23 protein-coding genes are annotated in these 21,765 nt (G+C 58.4%); 12 read left to right on the top strand and 11 right to left on the bottom strand.

Going from position 1 to position 21,765, the window contains the following annotated elements; translation table 11 throughout:
• Positions 1 to 29: 29 nt before the first annotated feature.
• Positions 30 to 203, top strand: coding sequence for a PA3496 family putative envelope integrity protein (locus N8H71_RS20500; RefSeq protein WP_178081279.1), 174 nt, complete (start codon positions 30 to 32; stop codon positions 201 to 203).
• An 88-nt stretch (positions 204 to 291) separates the two neighbouring features.
• Here the strand turns inward: N8H71_RS20500 and N8H71_RS20505 are convergent, their stop codons facing one another.
• Positions 292 to 918 (bottom strand): response regulator transcription factor, encoded by a 627-nt coding sequence (locus N8H71_RS20505; protein WP_262195430.1) that lies wholly within the window; start codon positions 916 to 918, stop codon positions 292 to 294.
• A gap of 403 nt (positions 919 to 1,321) precedes the next feature.
• Between N8H71_RS20505 and N8H71_RS20510 the strand changes: the two genes are divergently transcribed.
• Positions 1,322 to 1,903, top strand: a complete 582-nt coding sequence (locus tag N8H71_RS20510) for a hypothetical protein (protein ID WP_262195432.1) — start codon at positions 1,322 to 1,324, stop codon at positions 1,901 to 1,903.
• A 90-nt stretch (positions 1,904 to 1,993) separates the two neighbouring features.
• On the opposite strand, the gene N8H71_RS20515 is transcribed toward N8H71_RS20510, so the two are convergent.
• Positions 1,994 to 3,211 carry an argininosuccinate synthase gene (locus N8H71_RS20515; protein WP_007953201.1) on the bottom strand — a complete coding sequence of 406 codons (1,218 nt, stop codon included), beginning with the start codon at positions 3,209 to 3,211 and terminating at the stop codon, positions 1,994 to 1,996.
• 129 nt (positions 3,212 to 3,340) lie between these two features.
• Positions 3,341 to 4,249 carry a flagellar protein MotY gene (locus N8H71_RS20520; RefSeq protein WP_262195434.1) on the bottom strand — a complete coding sequence of 303 codons (909 nt, stop codon included), beginning with the start codon at positions 4,247 to 4,249 and terminating at the stop codon, positions 3,341 to 3,343.
• Between the two features lie 160 nt (positions 4,250 to 4,409).
• Here N8H71_RS20520 and pyrC point away from each other — a divergent pair, with 160 nt between their 5' ends.
• Positions 4,410 to 5,456, top strand: a complete 1,047-nt coding sequence (pyrC, locus tag N8H71_RS20525; protein WP_039765844.1) for a dihydroorotase — start codon at positions 4,410 to 4,412, stop codon at positions 5,454 to 5,456.
• Positions 5,453 to 6,127, top strand: coding sequence for a ribonuclease T (gene rnt, locus N8H71_RS20530; protein ID WP_085709496.1), 675 nt, complete (start codon positions 5,453 to 5,455; stop codon positions 6,125 to 6,127). Before pyrC ends, rnt begins: the two co-directional genes overlap by 4 nt.
• A 58-nt stretch (positions 6,128 to 6,185) precedes the next feature.
• Here rnt and N8H71_RS20535 read toward each other — a convergent pair whose 3' ends face one another.
• The 3 genes from N8H71_RS20535 to N8H71_RS20545 form a co-directional block, all read right to left on the bottom strand.
• Positions 6,186 to 6,599: a hypothetical protein gene (locus N8H71_RS20535; protein WP_262195435.1), complete on the bottom strand. Its 414-nt coding sequence runs from the start codon at positions 6,597 to 6,599 to the stop codon at positions 6,186 to 6,188.
• A 3-nt stretch (positions 6,600 to 6,602) separates the two neighbouring features.
• A complete protein-coding gene (locus N8H71_RS20540) occupies positions 6,603 to 7,043 on the bottom strand; it encodes a Panacea domain-containing protein (RefSeq protein ID WP_262195436.1) in 441 nt (146 codons plus the stop codon).
• A 237-nt stretch (positions 7,044 to 7,280) separates the two neighbouring features.
• Positions 7,281 to 7,883 carry a peroxiredoxin gene (locus N8H71_RS20545; protein ID WP_007953195.1) on the bottom strand — a complete coding sequence of 201 codons (603 nt, stop codon included), beginning with the start codon at positions 7,881 to 7,883 and terminating at the stop codon, positions 7,281 to 7,283.
• Positions 7,884 to 8,174: 291 nt separating this feature from the next.
• Here N8H71_RS20545 and N8H71_RS20550 point away from each other — a divergent pair, with 291 nt between their 5' ends.
• Positions 8,175 to 8,393: a bacterioferritin-associated ferredoxin gene (locus tag N8H71_RS20550; RefSeq protein WP_007953193.1), complete on the top strand. Its 219-nt coding sequence runs from the start codon at positions 8,175 to 8,177 to the stop codon at positions 8,391 to 8,393.
• Between the two features lie 199 nt (positions 8,394 to 8,592).
• Positions 8,593 to 9,069 carry a bacterioferritin gene (bfr, locus tag N8H71_RS20555; RefSeq protein WP_085684506.1) on the top strand — a complete coding sequence of 159 codons (477 nt, stop codon included), beginning with the start codon at positions 8,593 to 8,595 and terminating at the stop codon, positions 9,067 to 9,069.
• A 171-nt stretch (positions 9,070 to 9,240) separates the two neighbouring features.
• On the opposite strand, the gene grxD is transcribed toward bfr, so the two are convergent.
• The 3 genes from grxD to N8H71_RS20570 form a co-directional block, all read right to left on the bottom strand.
• On the bottom strand, positions 9,241 to 9,582 hold the full coding sequence (gene grxD / locus N8H71_RS20560) for a Grx4 family monothiol glutaredoxin (RefSeq protein WP_003227729.1): 342 nt from the start codon (positions 9,580 to 9,582) through the stop codon (positions 9,241 to 9,243).
• Positions 9,583 to 9,679: 97 nt separating this feature from the next.
• Positions 9,680 to 11,785 carry a molybdopterin oxidoreductase family protein gene (locus N8H71_RS20565; protein ID WP_262195437.1) on the bottom strand — a complete coding sequence of 702 codons (2,106 nt, stop codon included), beginning with the start codon at positions 11,783 to 11,785 and terminating at the stop codon, positions 9,680 to 9,682.
• Between the two features lie 129 nt (positions 11,786 to 11,914).
• Positions 11,915 to 12,205, bottom strand: coding sequence for a hypothetical protein (locus N8H71_RS20570; protein WP_007963969.1), 291 nt, complete (start codon positions 12,203 to 12,205; stop codon positions 11,915 to 11,917).
• A 406-nt stretch (positions 12,206 to 12,611) separates the two neighbouring features.
• On the opposite strand from N8H71_RS20570, the gene argF reads away from it, so the two are divergent.
• Positions 12,612 to 13,532: an ornithine carbamoyltransferase gene (gene argF, locus N8H71_RS20575; RefSeq protein WP_262195440.1), complete on the top strand. Its 921-nt coding sequence runs from the start codon at positions 12,612 to 12,614 to the stop codon at positions 13,530 to 13,532.
• Positions 13,529 to 14,638: an ABC transporter ATP-binding protein gene (locus tag N8H71_RS20580; protein ID WP_179693896.1), complete on the top strand. Its 1,110-nt coding sequence runs from the start codon at positions 13,529 to 13,531 to the stop codon at positions 14,636 to 14,638. Before argF ends, N8H71_RS20580 begins: the two co-directional genes overlap by 4 nt.
• A 50-nt stretch (positions 14,639 to 14,688) precedes the next feature.
• On the opposite strand, the gene N8H71_RS20585 is transcribed toward N8H71_RS20580, so the two are convergent.
• Both N8H71_RS20585 and ybaK read right to left on the bottom strand, forming a co-directional pair.
• Positions 14,689 to 15,471 (bottom strand): PhzF family phenazine biosynthesis protein, encoded by a 783-nt coding sequence (locus N8H71_RS20585; protein WP_007953185.1) that lies wholly within the window; start codon positions 15,469 to 15,471, stop codon positions 14,689 to 14,691.
• An 89-nt stretch (positions 15,472 to 15,560) separates the two neighbouring features.
• Positions 15,561 to 16,031 carry a Cys-tRNA(Pro) deacylase gene (ybaK, locus tag N8H71_RS20590; RefSeq protein WP_262195442.1) on the bottom strand — a complete coding sequence of 157 codons (471 nt, stop codon included), beginning with the start codon at positions 16,029 to 16,031 and terminating at the stop codon, positions 15,561 to 15,563.
• Positions 16,032 to 16,391: 360 nt separating this feature from the next.
• Here ybaK and N8H71_RS20595 point away from each other — a divergent pair, with 360 nt between their 5' ends.
• The 4 genes from N8H71_RS20595 to glpD all read left to right on the top strand — a co-directional run bounded on the left by N8H71_RS20595 (position 16,392) and on the right by glpD (position 21,530).
• The gene (locus N8H71_RS20595) at positions 16,392 to 17,243 is read left to right on the top strand and encodes an MIP/aquaporin family protein (protein WP_085684514.1); all 852 of its coding nucleotides are present in this window, start codon (positions 16,392 to 16,394) and stop codon (positions 17,241 to 17,243) included.
• Positions 17,244 to 17,320: 77 nt separating this feature from the next.
• Positions 17,321 to 18,823, top strand: a complete 1,503-nt coding sequence (gene glpK / locus N8H71_RS20600) for a glycerol kinase GlpK (protein ID WP_039765827.1) — start codon at positions 17,321 to 17,323, stop codon at positions 18,821 to 18,823.
• A 95-nt stretch (positions 18,824 to 18,918) separates the two neighbouring features.
• A complete protein-coding gene (locus N8H71_RS20605) occupies positions 18,919 to 19,674 on the top strand; it encodes a DeoR/GlpR family transcriptional regulator (RefSeq protein ID WP_007953179.1) in 756 nt (251 codons plus the stop codon).
• A gap of 317 nt (positions 19,675 to 19,991) precedes the next feature.
• Positions 19,992 to 21,530, top strand: a complete 1,539-nt coding sequence (glpD, locus tag N8H71_RS20610) for a glycerol-3-phosphate dehydrogenase (protein WP_262195446.1) — start codon at positions 19,992 to 19,994, stop codon at positions 21,528 to 21,530.
• Positions 21,531 to 21,765: the final 235 nt, after the last annotated feature.

Here is a 21,765-nt window from a genome sequence, read left to right on the forward strand (position 1 = left end):
AAAGGCAGTCTTAGCCTGGAGTTGACCTTATGAGCACCAGCAAAGAGCAAGTGGATGTAGAAGACGATTTCGTCGCGGAAGCTGACGACGAACCGGTAGTCGAAGTTGCCAAGACCAACCTGAGCAAACGTCGCACCATCGACAATCTGCTTGAGGAACGGCGATTGCAGAAGCAATTGGCCGATTACGATTTTGATCTCTGACATTTGAAAGCCTCCCGAAACGGAGGCTTTTCACTTTCTGCTGCAAGCTGATTTCCCGTCTCCCCTTGCCTCGTCAACGACCGACCGGTCAGACAAGGCCGTTTCGCTGCGCCAATTCAATCAGATCCACCAGAGAACGAGCGTTGAGTTTCAATAGCAACCGGGTCTTGTAGGTGCTTACGGTCTTGTTGCTGAGGAACATGCCATCGGCAATTTCCTTGTTTGTCTTGCCGCGCGCCAGTTGCTGTAACACCATCATTTCCCGCCCGGACAGGCGATCGACCATATCAGACTCGCTGGTATTTCCCAGGCTGGTCCGCACTGTGTGCAACGCCTGATTGGGAAAATAACTGTACCCGGACAGTACGGCTTTGATGGCGCTCAGCAACTCCGTCAGATCCTGTTGCTTGCAAACATAACCCGCAGCCCCCGACTGCATGCAACGCATGGAAAAATGACCTGGCGACTGGGATGTCAGCACAAGTACTTTCAAAGGCATGGCACTTGTCGTGAGGCGTGCGATGACTTCCAGCCCGTCCAGCTTCGGTATGCCAATATCCAGAATCACGATATCGGGCATTTGATCACGCGCAAGTTGTAATGCATCTACTCCATTGTCGGTTTCTGCAATGACTTCGTAGCCATGACGCTCCATCAGCATACGTACCGCAAGACGAATGACGGGGTGATCATCCACGATCAGCACTTTATTCATGGGCAAGTCCAGTTTCGCTGTTCGAATTTTTAGAACCGGCACAATAACGTAGTCATTTCATCCATGGCATAGATAAGTTCCTTCATACCAGCAGCAAGAGACGCTTCCTACGGCCAACGAAGATTAATCCTACAGAAAAGACTCACTGGAGCAAAAACCTGACGACACGCAAAGACAAAGATCCGGATCACTCTCCCATCAACCTCATACCACGTATTTGACGAACTCCGGAAAACATAGATACAGCTCATATAAAAAACCTGAAACAACATTCCCGTGTCCATTCCGCGCCATTTAATATAAACACCAGACAAGGATTGCGAAACTTCGCCCTAGCAACAACCAAACTTCAAAAAACCTCAAAAAACTTTCACGAGAACGGTCTACTTCATGAGTAAAGAACATGCTAAAAAACGACAGAAAAATTACCAACCCTATTGGCGTCATTGCCATCTTCGCGTTCGTAACCGAGACCTCCGCTGCGGTATCTCTGCCATTCCTTGATGATAACGAGCGAAAAATTTATCTCTGGCTCTTGATCTGCTTTCCCTTCTTTTTGACGTTTCTTTTTTTCATCACGCTAAATTTCAACTACCGATCCCTGTATGCACCCTCTGATTTCAATAACGAAAATAATTTTTTAAATGCATTCGAGAACACCGACCATAACTTGCCGAAGTCATCCGAAAAACTCAATGAAGCACTGCATACTGTAAAGCTTCCAAAACCTTTCAACACGCTCTACATCATCGACACCCGACGAGGAAATATCGAACCAGCCACGGATAGACTATTGGAAAAAATCCCACCCCCGAACAAGCAGTCGCTCAGAATATTCTTGCTTTTGACCAACTCGGCGTCGGACGTTTCACCAACGGAGAACATCTTAAAATCGTTTAAATACGGAAAAAAAGTCGCAGGAACGACCTACTGTATCTTTTACGATGTCAGTTCGATGAAGATGACTTTGGCGGGAAAGATTTGAAATGGCGGGAATGCTGACCGGTATCGATCAGATAAAAAAACGGCCTTGTCACGATAACAAGGCCGCTCTTTCACATCAGGTCTGAAGCGCTCAGAACAATTTGCGGCCTTTGTTGGCAGCAATACGCATACGCAGCGCGTTGAGCTTGATGAAGCCAGCCGCGTCGGCCTGGTTGTAGGCGCCGCCGTCTTCTTCGAAGGTCGCGATGTTGGCGTCGAACAGCGAATCGTCGGACTTGCGGCCGGTCACGATCACGTTGCCCTTGTACAGCTTCAGGCGCACAACGCCGTTTACGTTGACCTGCGAGGCGTCGATCATCTGTTGCAGCATCAGACGCTCCGGGCTCCACCAGTAACCGGTGTAGATCAGGCTGGCGTACTTCGGCATCAGCTCGTCTTTGAGGTGAGCGACTTCGCGGTCCAGGGTGATCGATTCGATGGCGCGGTGAGCGCGCAGCATGATGGTGCCGCCTGGGGTTTCGTAGCAGCCACGGGACTTCATGCCGACGTAACGGTTCTCGACGATGTCCAGACGGCCGATGCCGTGTTCGCCACCGATCTTGTTCAGCGTCGCCAGCACGGTGGCCGGGGTCATTTCAACGCCGTCCAGTGCGACGATGTCGCCGTTGCGGTAGGTCAGTTCCAGATACTGCGGTGTGTCGGGAGCCTTCTCCGGGGAGACGGTCCAGCGCCACATGTCTTCTTCGTGCTCGGTCCAGGTGTCTTCCAGCACGCCGCCCTCATAGGAGATGTGCAGCAGGTTGGCGTCCATCGAATACGGGGACTTCTTCTTGCCGTGGCGTTCGATCGGGATCGCGTGCTTCTCGGCGTAGTCCATCAGCTTCTCGCGGGACAGCAGGTCCCACTCACGCCAAGGGGCAATCACTTTCACGCCTGGCTTGAGTGCGTAGGCACCCAGCTCGAAACGGACCTGGTCGTTGCCCTTGCCGGTCGCGCCGTGGGAAATGGCGTCGGCGCCGGTTTCGTTGGCAATTTCGATCAGACGTTTGGCGATCAGCGGACGCGCGATGGAAGTACCCAGCAGGTACTCGCCTTCGTAAACGGTGTTGGCGCGGAACATCGGGAACACGAAGTCACGCACGAACTCTTCGCGCAGGTCGTCGATGTAGATTTCTTTGACGCCCATGGCCTGAGCCTTGGCGCGTGCCGGCTCGACCTCTTCGCCCTGACCCAGGTCAGCGGTGAAGGTCACCACTTCACAGTTATAAGTATCCTGCAGCCACTTGAGGATCACCGAAGTGTCCAGGCCGCCGGAATACGCCAGAACGACCTTGTTTACGTCCGCCATGCCATCACTCCACGGGGTTCTACGGAAAGCCGAGGAGTCTACCGCTCAAACGCGATAATTTACAGAGGCGCGACAGCTTAAGACGACAAAGCGACAGAATCTGTCGAGAGGGCGACGATGACCGACAGGTCAGGAAGTCGCCGCAGTGCTGGCAGGTGTGCTGGCCTGAGGCGTTGGGGAGGTGACCGGTGCCACCCGGGCCAGCTTGACACTCACCCGACGGTTCTTGGCGCGGTTGGCAGCATTGGTGTTCGGCACCAGCGGGTATTGTTCGCCGTGGAAACGCACGGTGATCTGCGACTCGGCGATCCCGTTGGCCTTGAAGAAATCAACCACCGCCAGCGCACGGCGGCGCGACAACTCACGATTGGTCAGGCGATTGCCGCTGTTGTCCGAGTAGCCATCGAGCTCAATGTGATTGACCGTTGGATCGGCCTTCATGAACTCGAGCATCACTTGCAGTCTGGCTTTCGCGGCGGCGTCCAGATCGGTGCCTTCGCCCGGAAAGCCGACTTGCGAGTGTTTGACCTGATCGAAATTCTGCGGGAGCAGTTTCGCCACACAGGACTGATAGTCATTGAAAGCCTTGCTGAACTTGACCGGCAGCAGGCGCACCTCGGAGACCCGCCCATCGCCGGAAGCACGGCGCACCACCGGGCTGCGACCTTCCAGCAAACCGCTGATCAACCCTCCGGCCTGCGCTTGCGAACTGTTGAACAGCACATTGCCGGTTCCGATTCTGACGCTGCCCAGATTGATGTCATTGCGTCCCGGCTGCCATGGCGCTGCCGCTGCAAGCAGCGTCGCCGAACCACCGCCGAGCATGGCGTTGTAAGCATTCAGGCGAAAGATCGCCTGCTCGCCAGCCTTGCGCACGAATTGCCCCGAGCCGAAGTCGGTGATCGGCTGCGTCAGACGGCACTCGAACTTGTCGCCCTCGACCGTCCACTCAATGTTCTCCAGACGGGTCTGGTAGGTCAGTGCCATCGCGGGAAGGCTGGCAAACACACTGAGCAAGGCTAAATATCGCTGGCGCACGGGAGGCTCCATTGGCTTCTACAACAAAAAAGACCGAGACATACATCTTTACGGCATACCTATGGGATATCGGACGCTCGTCGCAAAACTTGATAGCGAGTGCCTGCAAGAGTCTTTTCCGGTAGCATTCGCCTCAGTTTGACCCGCCTGGAATCCCCTCATGTCCGACCGCCTGACCCTGCTGCGTCCCGACGACTGGCACATTCATCTTCGCGATGGTGCCGTGTTGACCAATACCGTTGCGGATGTCGCGCGCACCTTTGGTCGCGCCATCATCATGCCCAACCTGGTACCTCCGGTGCGCAACGCCGCTGAAGCCGACGGCTATCGCCAGCGGATTCTCGCTGCCCGCCCGGCCGGCAGTCGTTTCGAGCCGCTGATGGTGCTGTACCTCACCGACCGCACCCAGCCCGAAGAAATCCGTGAGGCCAAGGCCAGCGGTTTCGTGCATGCCGCCAAGCTGTACCCGGCCGGCGCCACCACCAACTCCGATTCCGGGGTCACCAGCATCGACAAGATTTTCCCGGCGCTGGAAGCCATGGCCGAAGTCGGCATGCCGCTGTTGATCCACGGTGAAGTCACCCGTGGCGACGTCGACGTGTTCGACCGCGAAAAAATCTTCATCGACGAGCACATGCGCCGAGTGGTCGAGCGCTTCCCGACGCTGAAAGTGGTGTTCGAACACATCACCACCGGCGATGCCGTGCAGTTCGTCAACGAGGCTTCGGCCAACGTCGGCGCGACCATCACCGCGCATCACCTGCTCTACAACCGCAACCACATGCTGGTGGGCGGGATCCGGCCGCACTTCTACTGCCTGCCGATCCTCAAGCGCAACACGCACCAGGAAGCCCTGCTCGACGCCGCCACCAGTGGCAGCGCGAAGTTTTTCCTCGGCACCGACTCGGCGCCGCACGCCCAACACGCCAAGGAAGCCGCCTGCGGCTGCGCCGGCTGCTACACCGCGTACGCCGCCATCGAGTTGTATGCCGAAGCCTTTGAACAGCGCAATGCGCTGGACAAGCTCGAAGCGTTCGCCAGCCTCAACGGCCCGCGTTTCTACGGCCTGCCGGCAAATACCGATCGCATCACCCTGGTTCGTGACGAATGGACCGCCCCGACGAGCCTGCCTTTCGGCGAGCTGACCGTTATCCCGCTGCGCGCCGGTGAAAAACTGCGCTGGCGCCTGCTGGAGGAACACGCGTGAGTGAAGACCATTTCGACGACGAACTGGACGGTCAAGGTGGCGGCGGTTCGCGCCATCCAATGGCAGCACGCTTTCGCGGCTACCTGCCGGTTGTCGTCGACGTAGAAACCGGTGGTTTCAACTCGGCCACCGACGCTCTGCTGGAGATTGCCGCGACCACCATCGCCATGGATGAAAAGGGTTTCGTCTACCCGGATCACACCTACTTCTTCCGCGTCGAGCCGTTCGAAGGCGCCAACATCGAAGCGGCGGCACTGGAGTTCACCGGGATCAAGCTCGATCACCCATTGCGCATGGCCGTCAGCGAAGAAACGGCCCTGACCGACATCTTCCGTGGCGTGCGCAAGGCCCTGAAGGCCAACGGTTGCAAGCGGGCGATTCTGGTCGGCCACAACAGCAGCTTCGACCTGGGCTTCCTCAACGCCGCCGTCGCGCGGCTGGACATGAAGCGCAATCCGTTTCACCCGTTCTCCAGCTTCGACACCGCGACCCTCGCCGGTCTCGCGTACGGTCAAACCGTATTGGCCAAGGCGTGCCAGGCAGCCGACATCGACTTCGACGGCCGTGAAGCGCACTCCGCGCGTTACGACACCGAGAAGACGGCCGAGCTGTTCTGCGGCATCGTCAACCGCTGGAAACAGATGGGCGGCTGGGAAGACTTCGACGACTGATCCTCGTCGGGTTTCTTCCGCGCATGAAAAAACCGGCCACATGGGCCGGTTTTTTTGTTTAATGCTTATAGAGCTTGAATTCTCTATCAATCCACACGACATAAAAAATACGCTGGTTCTTGTATCCCACCATCGCTACACGCTCAAAAGCCCGAAACACCAGCAATCTGACATCACCTGTTAAAAAAGCAGGAATCCCCACCTTCAGACTGCTTCTCTCAATCGTTTCACAGCCGTAACGATGCCTGTGCTCCTTGCGTAATTCTCTCCACGACATTTTTCCCAGGACTCTCAGACGCTCCAGCATTTTCGACCGTTCGACGGTCTCACAATCCTGAATGCACCAGCCATTCTGTAAATACTCAAATGAGAAAACCGGAGGTCGCGCTTCCGATGTATCTGTCTCAGTGGTAGAGGTTCGTGCCGTTACCTTGGCCGCCGCATCGCTTTCCCAGCGTTTTAGCTTTGCCATTTTTCAGTTCACCCAATGCTCCCGGAAATACTCCTGCATCTCGCAGGCGGGGATTTCCCTACTGAATTCTCCTTCCTTGTAATTTCTCCGCCAAGGTGCTTCTTCATGCGTCAACTGACGTAGCTTCCACGCCGAAAATTGGCCATAAACGTCGAACACTTCGTTGAGCAGACTTTGTTGTTCTGCACTGAAAACATCGGGATTGAAATCATCTGGAGGAGGAATGGAACCCGATCCAAACTGGCTGAATTTTCGATACAGAGCCGGAACCACTGGCCCGTGCATCCATGCTTCCAATTGTTCAGGGAAGAGCGCCACGCCATGAAGGGCCAGACTGAACCCTTGAGCGTAATAGACCATTTTTTGAATTTTGAGATTGGAGATCTCGCCTTCATGCCCTTCCAGGCAGAGGAAATAATCTGCAACGTCCAAGCTACTCGGCATTTGAAACCCCTTTTGCGTCATGCAATCCATTGCATACCTTAAGTGAGGTGCGATTCGGTCCAGGTCAATCAACCTCACCCTTCTCTCGCTCCACTACAACCCTATCCATGCACTGTTCAGTCATCCAGTATTTTTTCCAGCCAATTGAAACAAATGATGCCCACACTCAGGATTCGCTGACTGTCCAAATAAAAAACCGGCCACATGGGCCGGTTTTTTGTACCTCGACGTTGCGCCTTACAGGGCAGCAGCGTTCTCGGTCAGGTAAGCCGCAACGCCTTCTGGCGAAGCGTTCATGCCTTTGTCGCCTTTTTTCCAGTTGGCAGGGCAGACTTCGCCGTGCTCTTCGTGGAATTGCAGAGCGTCGACCAGACGGATCAGCTCTTCCATGTTACGGCCCAGCGGCAGGTCGTTGACGATCTGCGAGCGGACAACACCTTTGTCGTCGATCAGGAACGCGCCACGGAAAGCCACGCCGCCTTCGGACTCAACGTCGTAGGCCTTGGCGATATCGTGCTTCATGTCGGCAGCCATGGTGTACTTCACCTGGCCGATGCCGCCATTGTTGACCGGAGTGTTGCGCCAGGCGTTGTGGGTGAAGTGCGAGTCGATCGACACGGCGATCACTTCAACGTTGCGTGCCTTGAAGTCGGCCATGCGGTTGTCCAGAGCGATCAGCTCGGACGGGCAGACGAAGGTGAAGTCCAGCGGGTAGAAGAACACCAGGCCGTATTTGCCTTTGATGGCCGAGGACAGGGTGAAGCTGTCAACGATCTCGCCATTGCCGAGTACGGCCGGGACGGTGAAGTCAGGGGCTTGTTTGCCTACGAGTACGCTCATTGATATCTCCTGGTGTAAAAACTTGAAGTTCAGGGTTCGGGCCAGCCTGTCACCCTCAGGCGACAGCCCTGTGACACGAACCCCCTTCGCAAGGGCCGACCATCATACACTGCGTTTTTCGACTGTCCTTAAAGGTTTTTCTCGAAATCCCGGCTGGCATTCAGCCATGCACCACCGTTCGTCAGTCACAGGCGCTGGCGATGAAAACCACTGGGAAAGCACTTTGACAATCATTCTCGTTAACATTAAGATCCATCGCAATTGAGTCACAACCAGCGACGGTTCTCACTTATGTATGTTTGCCTCTGCACTGGCGTCACCGACGGACAGATCCGCGAAGCGATCTATGAAGGTTGCTGCAGCTATAAAGAAGTCCGTCAGGCCACCGGCGTAGCGAGCCAATGCGGCAAATGTGCGTGCCTGGCGAAAGAAGTGGTTCGCGAAACCCTGACCAAGCTGCAAACCGCCCAGGCTGCGATCCCCTACCCGGCAGAATTTACAGCCGCGTAATTATCCCGAATTCGAAGAACCGGACTTATGTCCGGTTTTTTTATGCCTGAAAATCAATTGCTTAGCGTCTAGACGCGGAACAAAAACATTCTTATTCAGATTAATTTTCATTTATTATTCAATAACTTAGGTTTGACACTTATAAATACCAAGCTCAAACTCTGCCTTATATACCGCTACTTAGGGCAGGACTCCCATCATGAAAGGCGACGTAACAGTCATCCAGCATCTCAACAAGATCCTTGCCAATGAGCTGGTCGCGATCAATCAGTACTTCCTGCATGCGCGTATGTATGAAGATTGGGGCCTGAACAAGCTCGGCAAACACGAGTACCACGAATCCATCGACGAGATGAAACACGCGGACAAGCTGATCAAGCGCATCCTGTTCCTGGAAGGCCTGCCGAATGTGCAGGACCTGGGCAAGCTGCACATCGGCGAGCACACCAAGGAAATGCTGGAGTGCGACCTGCGTATCGAAAAGACCGGCCATGCTGACCTGAAGGTTGCCATCGCCCATTGCGAATCCGTCGGTGACTTCGGCAGCCGCGAACTGCTCGAAGACATCCTTGAATCCGAAGAAGAACATATCGACTGGCTGGAAACCCAACTGGGCCTGATCGATAAAGTCGGTCTTGAGAACTATCTGCAATCGCAGATGGGCGAAGACGAGTAATTAGCTCGCGCTAAACTCGAGACACTAAAAAGCCCCACCCTCTTTCGAGAGGCGGGGCTTTTTATTGCCATGTCTGCAGGAGTCTGGCTTGCCAGCGAAGTAGAGACCGCGGTTCAACAGCTACACCGCGTCATCGTTCTTCGCGAGCAAGCTCGCTCCCACAAAAGCCAATCAGGCTTCGGACTTGGCCGCAGCAGCCTTGGCGGATGCTTCCTTGACCAGAGTCTGCAGCTCACCGTTGGCGAACATTTCAGCCATGATGTCGCTGCCGCCGACCAGTTCACCGCCGACCCACAGTTGCGGGAAAGTCGGCCAGTTGGCGTACTTCGGCAGGTTGGCACGGATTTCCGGGTTCTGCAGGATGTCGACGTAGGCGAACTTCTCGCCACAGCCCATCACTGCCTGCGCAGCTTTCGCGGAGAAGCCACACTGCGGGGCATTCGGCGAGCCTTTCATGTAAAGCAGAATGGTGTTGTTGGCAATCTGCTCTTTAATCGTTTCGATGATATCCATGGAGCACCTCGGCTGAACTTTCCGACTCATGGGTCGGCACGGTGGCGCATTGTAACGGAATCCCGAGCGCGCTGCTCGGTCTCCCCGACAGACTTGCTCAAGCCGCCGCCACCGTCACCGGCACGCCATTGAGCGCCGCATTGCCTGACAGCTCGTCGAGCTGGCATTCATCGGTCAGGTCATTCGCGCTCGAACCCGGCTGACCACTGGCAATCGCCATCTGCACGCCCGGCCGGGCATGGCCCCATCCGTGCGGCAGACTGACCACGCCCTTCATCATGTCCGCACTGCCCAGCACTTCGACCTCGATCTGCCCGACCCGCGAACTGACCCGCACAAGCTGACCATCACTGAGCCCGCGACTGGCGAGATCGTCCGGGTTCATCAACAGCTGATGACGCGGCTTGCCCTTCACCAGTCGATGGTAATTGTGCATCCAGGAATTGTTGCTGCGCACATGACGGCGGCCGATCATCAACAGCTCATCGGCGGCCGGCGCCTGCAACGCGGCGAAGCGCGCCAGGTCAGCCAGGATTTCCGGTGGCGCTGCCTGAACTCGTTGATTGGCGGTCTTCAATCGCGATGTCAGGTTGGGTTTGAGCGCTCCCAGATCAACACCGTGCGGATGATCGAACAGCGTCGCAAGCGACAATTTTTGCTCGGATGCATCGCCATACAAGCCCATGCGCAACCCCATGTCGATCATCTTCGCCGGCGGCATCGTCGGCTTCAGTTCCTTGCCGGTCTTCGCGGCAAAGGCCTTGGCCAGCCCGACGAAGATTTCCCAGTCGTGCAGCGCTCCTTCGGGTTTGGCGAGGATCGCCCGGTTGAACCGGGTGACGTTGCGCACCGCAAACAGGTTGAAGGTGGTGTCGTAGTGATCGTTCTCCAGCGCCGAGGTCGACGGCAGGATCAGGTCGGCATAGCGCGTGGTTTCGTTGATGTACAGGTCGACGCTGACCATGAACTCCAGCCCGTCCAGCGCCTGCTCCAGCTGCCGGCCGTTGGGCGTGGACAGCACCGGATTGCCGGCCACGGTAATCAGCGCGCGAATCTGGCCCTCGCCTTCGGTGAGCATTTCTTCGGCCAGCGCCGAGACTGGCAGCTCGCCGCCGTATTCCGGACGCCCGGACACGCGGCTCTGCCATTTATTGAAGTGCCCGCCCGAAGTCGACGCCACCAGATCCACCGCCGGCTCGGTGCACAAGGCACCGCCGATGCGGTCCAGGTTGCCGGTGACCAGATTGATCAACTGCACGACCCAATGACACAGCGTGCCGAAGGCCTGAGTGGAAACACCCATCCGGCCATAACAAACGGCGCTTGGCGCGGCGGCGAAGTCCCGGGCCAACTGGCGGATCTGTTCGGCAGGAACCGCGCACAACGGACTCATGGCTTCGGCAGTGAACCCCGCCACCGCTGCGCGCACTTCGTCCAGACCGTCCACCGGCAAATGACTGTCAGACGTCAGTCCCTCGCTAAACAGCGTGTTGAGCACACCAAACAGCAACGCCGCATCGCCACCGGGGCGCACGAACAGATGCTGATCGGCCATCGCCGCCGTCTCGCTGCGCCGTGGATCGACCACCACCACTTTGCCGCCCCGGGCCTGGATCGCCTTCAGACGCTTCTCCACATCCGGCACGGTCATGATGCTGCCGTTGGACGCCAGCGGATTGCCGCCCAGGATCAACATGAAATCGGTGTGATCGATATCCGGGATCGGCAGCAGCAACCCGTGGCCGTACATCAGGTAGCTGGTCAGGTGATGGGGCAGTTGATCGACCGACGTCGCCGAATAGCGGTTACGGGTTTTCAACAGGCCGAGGAAGTAATTGCTGTGGGTCATCAGCCCGTAGTTATGCACGCTGGGGTTGCCCTGATACACGGCGACCGCGTTCTGCCCATGACGCTCCTGAATCGCCGAGAGTTTTTCGGCCACCAGTTCGAACGCTTCGTCCCACTCGATGGGCAGCCATTCGCTGCCGACCCGGCGCATCGGCTGGCGCAGTCGGTCCGGGTCATTCTGGATATCTTGCAGCGCCACGGCCTTGGGGCAGATATGCCCACGACTGAACGTGTCCAGGGCATCGCCCTTGATCGAGGTGATCTGCACCTGGCCGTCGGTTTCGGTGGTTTCGATGGACAAGCCGCAGATGGCTTCACACAGGTGGCAGGCACGGTGATGGAGAGTCTTGGTCATGGCCAGTCTCTGTCTTGTTCTGGGCAGGCAATCACGCCTGCGGGAACAAAACTATGGCCCGCGACCCGGTGCAGCGCCAGCGACGTTCGTCTTGTGAATCGGCGGCCATCAGGCCCGCCGATAGACACGTCAGTTCGCCGGAAGCTGAGGCGGTGCGGCCAGCTGGATTTCCTGGATGGTCTCGATCTGCTCGTGGGCGACGTGGACGCCGGTGAGTTCGCCGATCAGTCGCCAGTGCTCGTCGAGCCCGGCGCTGATGGTCGCCATGCGGTCGATCATCTGCCGGCTGGCGGCCTTGACCACGTCGTCTTCGCTGCGCAGCAGTTCGAAGGACATCGAGGTCATCGAGGCGGTGAGGTGGGTCAATGAGCGTGCCGTGTGGCCCAGCAATTCCATTAACAGTTTTTCTTTCGATTCCATGCGGAGGCTTCCTGCGTCGCTCGTGGTTTATTTATAACCCAGCACTTTGCTTTAGCAAATGTTTCAACCTGCGCATCCGACCAAGCGAACCGCTGGCTCACGGGTCGCAAACCGACCAGAGCTGCACCATCCCTGCCGCGCCTGATTGCCAAGCCCGGTGGGGCCAGTGTACAAATGCCTCGCTGCCCTCTCGAAAACTGACCGGAAATCACAGTGTTCGCACTGTTATCACCCCGGCGCATTTCTGCAAAAACCGTAGCCTATTGGAAAAACGCGACATTTAGTGTCAATATCGCGCCTTCCCCTATTTCGTCGCCCCCGTGCGGCTTACGCCGCAGGTCTCGCCCGTTGTTCCGATAAACAAGGCTTTGAGCATCTGCGGTTTGTAGCAAAAAGGTAGTCAATGATGAGCGCAAGGCACTTTCTCTCCCTGATGGATTGCACGCCCGAAGAGCTGGTCAGCGTGATCCGTCGAGGCGTTGAGCTCAAGGACCTGCGTAACCGCGGCGTACTGTTCGAGCCTCTGAAAAACCGCGTCCTGGGGATGATCTTCGAGAAATCCTCGACCCGTACCCGGATCTCCTTCGAGGCCGGCATGATCCAGCTCGGCGGCCAAGCGATCTTCCTGTCGCCGCGCGACACCCAACTGGGCCGTGGCGAGCCGATCGGCGACTGCGCCATCGTCATGTCGAGCATGCTCGACGCGGTGATGATCCGTACCTTTGCCCACAGCACCCTGACCGAGTTCGCTGCCAACTCCCGCGTTCCGGTGATCAACGGTCTGTCCGACGACCTGCACCCGTGCCAGTTGCTGGCCGACATGCAGACCTTCCTCGAGCACCGCGGCTCGATCCAGGGCAAGACCGTGGCCTGGATCGGCGACGGCAACAACATGTGCAACAGCTATATAGAAGCCGCGATCCAGTTCGACTTCCAGTTGCGCGTGGCCTGCCCGGAAGGCTATGAGCCAAACCCTGTGTTCGTGGCCAAGGCCGGTGATCGCGTGACCATCGTCCGCGACCCGAAAGACGCCGTGCGCGGCGCGCATCTGGTGAGCACCGACGTCTGGACCTCCATGGGCCAGGAAGAGGAAACCGCCAAGCGCCTCAAACTGTTCGCGCCGTACCAGGTCACCCGTGCCCTGCTCGACCTCGCGGCCGAGGACGTGTTATTCCTGCACTGTCTGCCCGCCCACCGCGGCGAAGAAATCAGCCTCGACCTGCTCGATGACCCGCGCTCCGTCGCCTGGGATCAGGCAGAAAACCGTCTCCACGCACAGAAGGCCCTGCTCGAGTTCCTCGTTGAACCGGCATATCACCACGCATGAGCCATGAATTACTGCTGAACCTGCGCAACCTCGCTTGCGGCTATCAAGATCAACGTGTGGTGCAGAACCTCAATCTGCACCTCAACGCCGGCGACATCGGTTGCCTGCTCGGCTCCTCGGGCTGCGGCAAGACCACCACCCTGCGCGCGATTGCCGGTTTCGAACCGGTGCACGAAGGGGAAATCTCTCTCGGCGGTGAAGTGATCTCCAGCGCCGGCTTCACCCTCGCCCCGGAAAAACGCCGGATCGGCATGGTGTTCCAGGACTACGCGCTGTTCCCGCACCTGAGTGTCGCGGACAACATCGCCTTCGGCATCCGCAAGCACCCGAACAAGGAGCGCGTCACCGAAGAGCTGCTGGAACTGGTCAACCTGAAGAACCTCGGTAAACGCTTCCCCCACGAGTTGTCCGGCGGCCAGCAACAACGTGTCGCCCTCGCCCGCGCCCTGGCGCCGGAGCCGCAGTTGTTGCTGCTTGACGAGCCGTTCTCCAACCTCGATGGCGAATTGCGCCGCAAGCTCAGCCATGAAGTGCGGGACATTCTCAAGGCTCGTGGCACCAGCGCGATTCTGGTGACTCACGATCAGGAAGAAGCCTTCGCCGTCAGCGATCACGTCGGCGTGTTCAAGGAAGGCCGGCTGGAGCAGTGGGACACGCCCTACAACCTCTATCACGAGCCGGCGACCCCGTTTGTGGCCAGCTTCATCGGTCAGGGTTATTTCATCCGCGGCCAGCTCGGCAGCCCGGAGTCGGTACAAACAGAACTTGGCGAACTGCGCGGCAATCGCGCCTACACTTGGCCGATCGGTGGTGCGGTGGATGTGTTGCTGCGTCCGGACGATATCGTTTACGCGCCGGACAGCGGGTTGAAAGCGCGGATCGTCGGCAAGACATTCCTCGGCGCCTCGACCCTGTACCGCCTGCAACTGCCGACCGGCGCCCAGCTGGAATCGATCTTCCCGAGCCATGCCGACCATCAGGTGGGTGCTGATGTCGGGATTCGTGTGGCGGCGGAACATCTGGTGTTGTTCCAGGCATCCGGCAGCACCGCTGCGCAGATTCCGGCGGTGGAGAACGGTGTTCGCCGTTACAGCACCGCGCACTGATCTGCAGACAAACAATGAGGGAGCCTGATGGCTCCCTTATTTTTTTGGCTTCAGCCCAGCATCAATGTGCCGCTGGCCACCAGCGTCGCATTGCCGCCGATCTTCACCCGCTCACCTTCCAGCCGACAGAATAGCTCCCCGCCCCGCGCCGAACGCTGGCATGCAGTGAGGCTCGACTTGCCCAGACGTTTCGACCAGTAGGGAATCAGGCTGCAATGGGTCGAACCGGTCACCGGGTCTTCATTGATGCCGATAGCCGGAGCGAAATAGCGTGAGACGAAGTCATGCTGATTGCCCCGGGCGGTGACGATCGCACCCAACCACGGCAGTTTGGCGAGGGCGACCATGTCCGGCTGGCAATCAAGCACCGCCTGCTCCGACTCCAGCACCACGAACAACTCGTTGGAACTCAGGACGTCCACCGCTTGAACATTCAGCGCCCGCTCGATCTCCACGGTGACGCCCTTCTCCACCGCTTCGATGGCCGGGAAATCGAGCCACAACCGGCCACCTTCGCGGCTGACGCTCAACGGCCCGGACTTGCAGGTGAAGTCCAGACGCTCGGCCGTTTCCTTATAGATCTCGAACAGCACATAGGCGCTGGCCAGGGTCGCGTGACCACACAGCGGCACCTCGGTGGTCGGCGTGAACCAGCGGATGTGCCACGCCTGCCCTTCGCGCACCAGAAACGCGGTTTCCGCCAGATTGTGCTCGGCGGCGATTTTCTGCATCAGCTCGTCCGCGAGCCACGCATCGAGCCGATAGACCATCGCCGGATTGCCACTGAACGGCCGATCACTGAACGCGTCGACCTGATGAAACTCGAGCTGCATAACCTTCTCCCTGTGTCAGTCGAACGAGCATGCAGCGTGGGCCGGATCAGCGCCAGTGACAGTGCCGGCCAATTTTCTTCATACAGATGTCAAGCGCGACCGATGTCGGCAAATTTCGCCTGGGTATGTTCCGCCAATACCGCCGGCGCCAGTTCCACTTCCAGCCCGCGCCGACCGGCACTGACATAAATGGTCGCAAAAGGCTGGGCCGAGCTATCGATGAAGGTACGCAGGCGTTTTTTCTGCCCCAGCGGACTGATACCACCCAACAGGTAACCGGTGGAACGTTGGGCGGCGGCCGGGTCGGCCATTTCTACTTTTTTCACTCCGGCAGCGTGGGCAAGCCCCTTCAGGTCGAGACTTCCGACGACCGGCACCACGGCCACCAGCAACTCACCCTTCTCGCTGGCCGCCAGCAGCGTCTTGAACACCTGCGCCGGATCGAGCCCCAGTTTTTCCGCAGCCTCCAGCCCGTAGGACGCGGCTTTGGGATCATGTTCGTAACTGTGCACGCGATGTTCGGCACGAACCTTTTTCAACAAGTCCAACGCTGGGGTCATGGTAGCTCCGGGATCGGCGGTGGCAAAAAATCCTGCGGCGGATTTTAGGCCATCGCTGTGCAAAAGGCTCTACCACGCGCCACGTTTCCCGGGGTTTGCAGGCCGATAACAATCGTGCGAGACGGGTGACCCGCAGGATCATTCACGTGACTGATAGTTTATTTGTGACTGACGGTTCACTTTCGACCTTTGACAGGTTTGTTTCTTGTCTATATTTTTTCGAATCTGAATAATGTAAGAATTATCGTCATCGCAGCACCCAGCAGTAAACCGGGAACAGGATGGGGATCCTGCCTCGGCGAAAATCGCGCCTTGCCCTGTCGGCAATGCGCCAGACAACAACAAAAACCGAGGTTTTCAATGACAACTGCGTTACAGCAACCTTCGCTCTCGAGCCAGTGCCTGGCCGAATTTCTGGGTACTGCACTCCTGATCTTTTTCGGTACGGGTTGTGTCGCCGCGCTCAAGGTCGCGGGCGCCAGCTTCGGCCTGTGGGAAATCAGCATCATCTGGGGCGTCGGCGTGAGCATGGCGATCTACCTCACCGCCGGCGTTTCCGGTGCGCATCTGAACCCCGCCGTCAGTATCGCGCTGAGCATTTTTGCCGATTTCGAAAAGCGCAAATTGCCGTTCTACATTCTTTCCCAGATTGCCGGTGCCTTTTGCGGCGCGCTGTTGGTTTACACGCTGTACAGCAATCTGTTCTTCGATTTCGAACAAACTCACCATATGGTTCGTGGCACTGAAGCCAGCCTCGAACTGGCGTCAGTGTTCTCCACTTTCCCGAACCCTGCGCTGTCGACTGCACAGGCGTTCCTGGTCGAGGTGATCATCACCGCGATCCTGATGGGCGTGATCATGTCCCTGACCGACGACAACAACGGCCTGCCGAAAGGCCCGCTGGCGCCGCTGCTGATCGGCCTGCTGATTGCCGTGATCGGCAGCTCGATGGGCCCGCTGACCGGTTTCGCGATGAACCCGGCCCGGGACTTCGGTCCGAAACTGATGACTTTCTTCGCCGGCTGGGGTGAAATTTCCTTCACCGGCGCACGTGAAATCCCGTACTTCCTGATTCCGATTTTTGCACCGATTGTCGGTGCCTGCCTCGGCGCCGCCGGGTATCGCGGGCTGATTGCCCGCCACCTGACCGGCGCCACACCTGCTACAAAGGATGCAGAACCGGCCATTGACGGCAAACCAAGAACTTCTTGAAACAGTCGGCGCGGGCTCCTGCCCTTTAGAGCCCGCGCCACGGCCCACTCTCCCTTATTTCGTCCAAGGCAATCGACATGACCGACATTCAGAATAAGAACTACATCATTGCCCTCGATCAGGGTACGACCAGCTCCCGCGCGATCATTTTCGACCGCGACGCGAACGTGGTCTGCACCGCACAACGCGAATTCGCCCAGCATTACCCGCAAGCCGGTTGGGTCGAACACGATCCGATGGAAATCTTCGCCACCCAGAGCGCGGTGATGGTCGAAGCGCTGGCGCAGGCCGGTCTGCATCACGATCAGGTCGCTGCCATCGGCATCACCAACCAGCGTGAAACCACCGTGGTCTGGGACAAGACCACCGGCCGTCCGGTGTACAACGCGATCGTCTGGCAATGCCGCCGCAGCACCGAGATCTGCCAGCAGCTCAAGCGCGACGGTCATGAAGACTACATCCGCGATACCACGGGCCTGGTCACCGACCCGTACTTCTCCGGCACCAAACTGAAGTGGATCCTCGACAACGTTGAAGGCAGCCGTGAGCGCGCGCGCAATGGCGAACTGCTGTTCGGCACCGTCGACAGCTGGCTGATCTGGAAATTCACCGGCGGCAAGGTGCACGTCACCGACTACACCAACGCCTCGCGCACCATGCTCTTCAACATCCACACCCTGGAGTGGGACGCGAAGATGCTGGAGATCCTCGACATCCCGCGCGAAATGCTGCCGGAAGTCAAAGCCTCCTCGGAAATCTACGGTCGTACCAAAAGCGGCATCGCCATCGGCGGTATCGCCGGCGACCAGCAGGCTGCACTGTTCGGCCAGATGTGCGTCGAGCCGGGCCAGGCGAAAAACACTTACGGCACCGGCTGCTTCCTGCTCATGAACACCGGCGACAAAGCGGTGAAATCCCAGCACGGCATGCTCACCACCATCGCTTGCGGCCCACGCGGCGAAGTGGCTTACGCCCTGGAAGGCGCGGTATTCAACGGCGGTTCGACCGTGCAGTGGCTGCGTGATGAACTGAAAATCGTCAACGACGCCCACGACACCGAATACTTCGCCAATAAAGTGAAGGACAGCAACGGCGTCTATCTGGTGCCAGCCTTCACCGGCCTCGGCGCTCCCTACTGGGACCCGTATGCCCGTGGCGCCCTGTTCGGCCTGACCCGTGGCGTACGTGTGGATCACATCATCCGCGCTGCGCTGGAATCGATCGCCTATCAGACCCGCGACGTCCTCGACGCCATGCAACAGGACTCCGGCGAACGCCTCAAGGCCCTGCGCGTGGACGGCGGCGCAGTCGCGAACAACTTCCTCATGCAGTTCCAGGCCGACATCCTCGGCACCCAGGTCGAGCGTCCGAAAATGCGCGAAACCACAGCGCTCGGTGCAGCTTATCTGGCCGGCCTGGCGTGCGGTTTCTGGGGCAGCCTGGAAGAGTTGCGCGGCAAGGCCGTGATCGAGCGCGAGTTCGAACCGAGCCTGGACGAAGCGGCAAAAGAGAAGCTCTATAAAGGCTGGAAAAAAGCCGTCAGCCGTACCCGTGACTGGGAACGTGAAGACGCCGAATAAGCCACGAACCGGACTCGTATCCGTATGTAACTGGTAGGGAGCGGATTCCTGCGGCATCATGGGCAAATTTTGCACGGCAGCCCAAAGGAAGCCCCATGAATCTGCCTCCCCGTCAGCAGCAAATCCTCGAGCTGGTCCGCGAACGCGGCTATGTGAGCATCGAGGAAATGGCCACGCTGTTCGTTGTTACCCCGCAAACCATCCGCCGCGATATCAATCAGCTGGCGGAAGCCAATCTGCTGCGTCGCTACCACGGCGGCGCCGCCTATGATTCCAGCGTCGAAAACACCGCCTACGCGATGCGCGCCGATCAGATGCGCGATGAAAAGCAACGCATCGGTGAAGCTATCGCCGCGCAGATTCCCGATCACGCCTCGCTGTTCATCAACATCGGTACCACCACCGAATCGATTGCCCGCGCCCTGCTCAATCACAGCCATCTGAAGATCATCACCAATAACTTGCACGTCGCTTCGATGCTCAGTGCCAAGGATGATTTCGATGTGCTGCTGACCGGTGGCAACGTGCGTCGCGACGGCGGCGTGGTGGGTCAGGCAAGCGTGGACTTCATCAACCAGTTCAAGGTCGACTTTGCGCTGGTGGGCATCAGCGGCATCGACGAAGACGGCAGCCTGCTCGACTTCGATTACCAGGAAGTGCGGGTGTCCCAGGCGATCATCGCCAATGCCCGGCAGGTGATCCTGGCGGCGGACTCCAGCAAGTTCGGCCGAAACGCGATGATCCGCCTCGGCCCGATCAGCCTGATCGATTGCCTGGTCACCGATCAGCAGCCGGTGCCGGCCCTGGCGCAACTGCTGAGCCAGCACAAGATTCGCCTGGAAGTCGTTTAACTCCTCCTTACATCCTCAGCGCCTGTACTGGCGCCTTCGCGGGCAAGCCCGCTCCCACAGTGCCTGTTGCGTTCATCAGTTCTGTGAACGACGAAAGTCCTGTGGGAGCGGGCTTGCCCGCGAAGGCGATCTCATAGGCGCCCTGATCCGCGCTGACGCGCATTTCATGTTCGAATATTTTCCTTTCTCGGCCCTTTGATGAGTTTTTTCAATCGAAGTCGACTGGCTGTGCGCGTCTTTATGGGCTACCATTTTCGCAAATGAACATTCATGTTCGATTTCCAAGACAGAAAATCAAAAGAGCCCGAGGCCAGCCGATGTCCACATCTACCTTGCGTACGCCCCCTATCTCAGAGATCTACGACATCGCCGTCATCGGCGGCGGGATCAATGGCGTGGGGATCGCAACGGATGCCGCCGGTCGCGGTCTTTCGGTGTTCCTTTGCGAAAAGGACGACCTGGCCAGCCACACCTCGTCGGCCAGCAGCAAGCTGATCCACGGTGGCCTGCGCTACCTCGAACATTATGAGTTCCGTCTGGTGCGCGAAGCTCTGGCCGAACGCGAAGTGCTGCTGGCCAAGGCCCCGCACATCGTCAAGCCAATGCGTTTCGTGCTGCCGCACCGCCCGCACCTGCGTCCGGCGTGGATGATCCGTGCGGGCCTGTTCCTTTATGACCACCTCGGCAAGCGCGAAAAACTCGCAGGTTCCAGAAGCCTGAAGTTCGGCGCCGACAGCGCACTGAAAAGCGAAATCAGCAAAGGCTTCGAATACTCCGACTGCTGGGTCGACGACGCCCGCCTCGTGGTTCTGAACGCCATGGCCGCCCGTGAAAAAGGTGCACACATTCACACCCAGACCCGTTGCGTCAGCGCCCGCCGCGCCAAGGGCCTGTGGCACCTGAATCTGGAGCGTGCGGACGGCAGCCCGTTTTCGATCACCGCCAAAGCGCTGGTAAACGCCGCCGGCCCTTGGGTCGCCAAGTTCATCCGTGACGACCTGAAGATGGAGTCGCCGTACGGCATCCGTCTGATCCAGGGCAGCCACATCATCGTGCCGAAGCTGTACGAAGGCGATCACGCGCATATCCTGCAAAACGAAGATCAGCGCATCGTTTTCACCATTCCGTACCTGAACAACCTGACCCTGATCGGCACCACCGACCGCGAGTACACCGGCGACCCGGCCAAAGTGGCGATCACCGACGGCGAAACCGATTACCTGCTCAAAGTGGTCAACGCCCACTTCAAGAAGCAGATCAGCCGTGACGACATCCTGCACACCTACTCGGGCGTACGTCCGCTGTGCAACGACGAATCCGACAACCCTTCGGCCGTGACCCGCGACTACACCCTGGCGCTGTCCGGCAGCACCGAAGAAGCGCCACTGCTGTCGGTATTCGGCGGCAAGCTGACCACCTACCGCAAACTCGCCGAGTCGGCGATGGCGCAGTTGATGCCGTACTTCACCCAGATGCGCCCGAGCTGGACGGCCACCGCCACCCTGCCCGGCGGCGAGGACATGACCACGCCACAGGCCCTGAGCGCGCTGATCCGCGACAAGTTCGACTGGGTACCGAGCGAAATCGCCCGCCGCTGGGCCACCACCTACGGCAGCCGCACCTGGCGCATGCTCGAAGGCGTCGACACCCTGGCCGAAATGGGCGAACACATCGGCGGCGGGCTCTACACCCGTGAAGTCGACTACCTGTGCACCGAAGAATGGGCCACCACGGCACATGACATCCTGTGGCGCCGCAGCAAACTGGGGCTGTTCACCACCCCGGCCGAGCAGGAAAAACTGGCGGCTTACCTGAACCAGGTCGAGCAGAACCGCAGCAAGATCGAAGCGGCCTGATCGATCCGCCCGTAAAACAGAAAGCCCCTGGATCGAGAGATTCAGGGGCTTTCTGCATTCAGGCCGAAACAAGGGGGCGCCGCATAACGTTCGGTTTCCCGAACGCGACCTGTCAGTCGATTCGGATAACCGGATCAGAAACGCAAAAAAACACCATCACAAAACTTTAATCACCAATTAAATCAATCAGTTAACTTGTTCCAACTGGTCTGGCACGACTCATGCTCTACACTCC

Source organism: Pseudomonas koreensis, from assembly GCF_025447595.1.
Lineage (GTDB): Bacteria > Pseudomonadota > Gammaproteobacteria > Pseudomonadales > Pseudomonadaceae > Aquipseudomonas > Aquipseudomonas koreensis_H.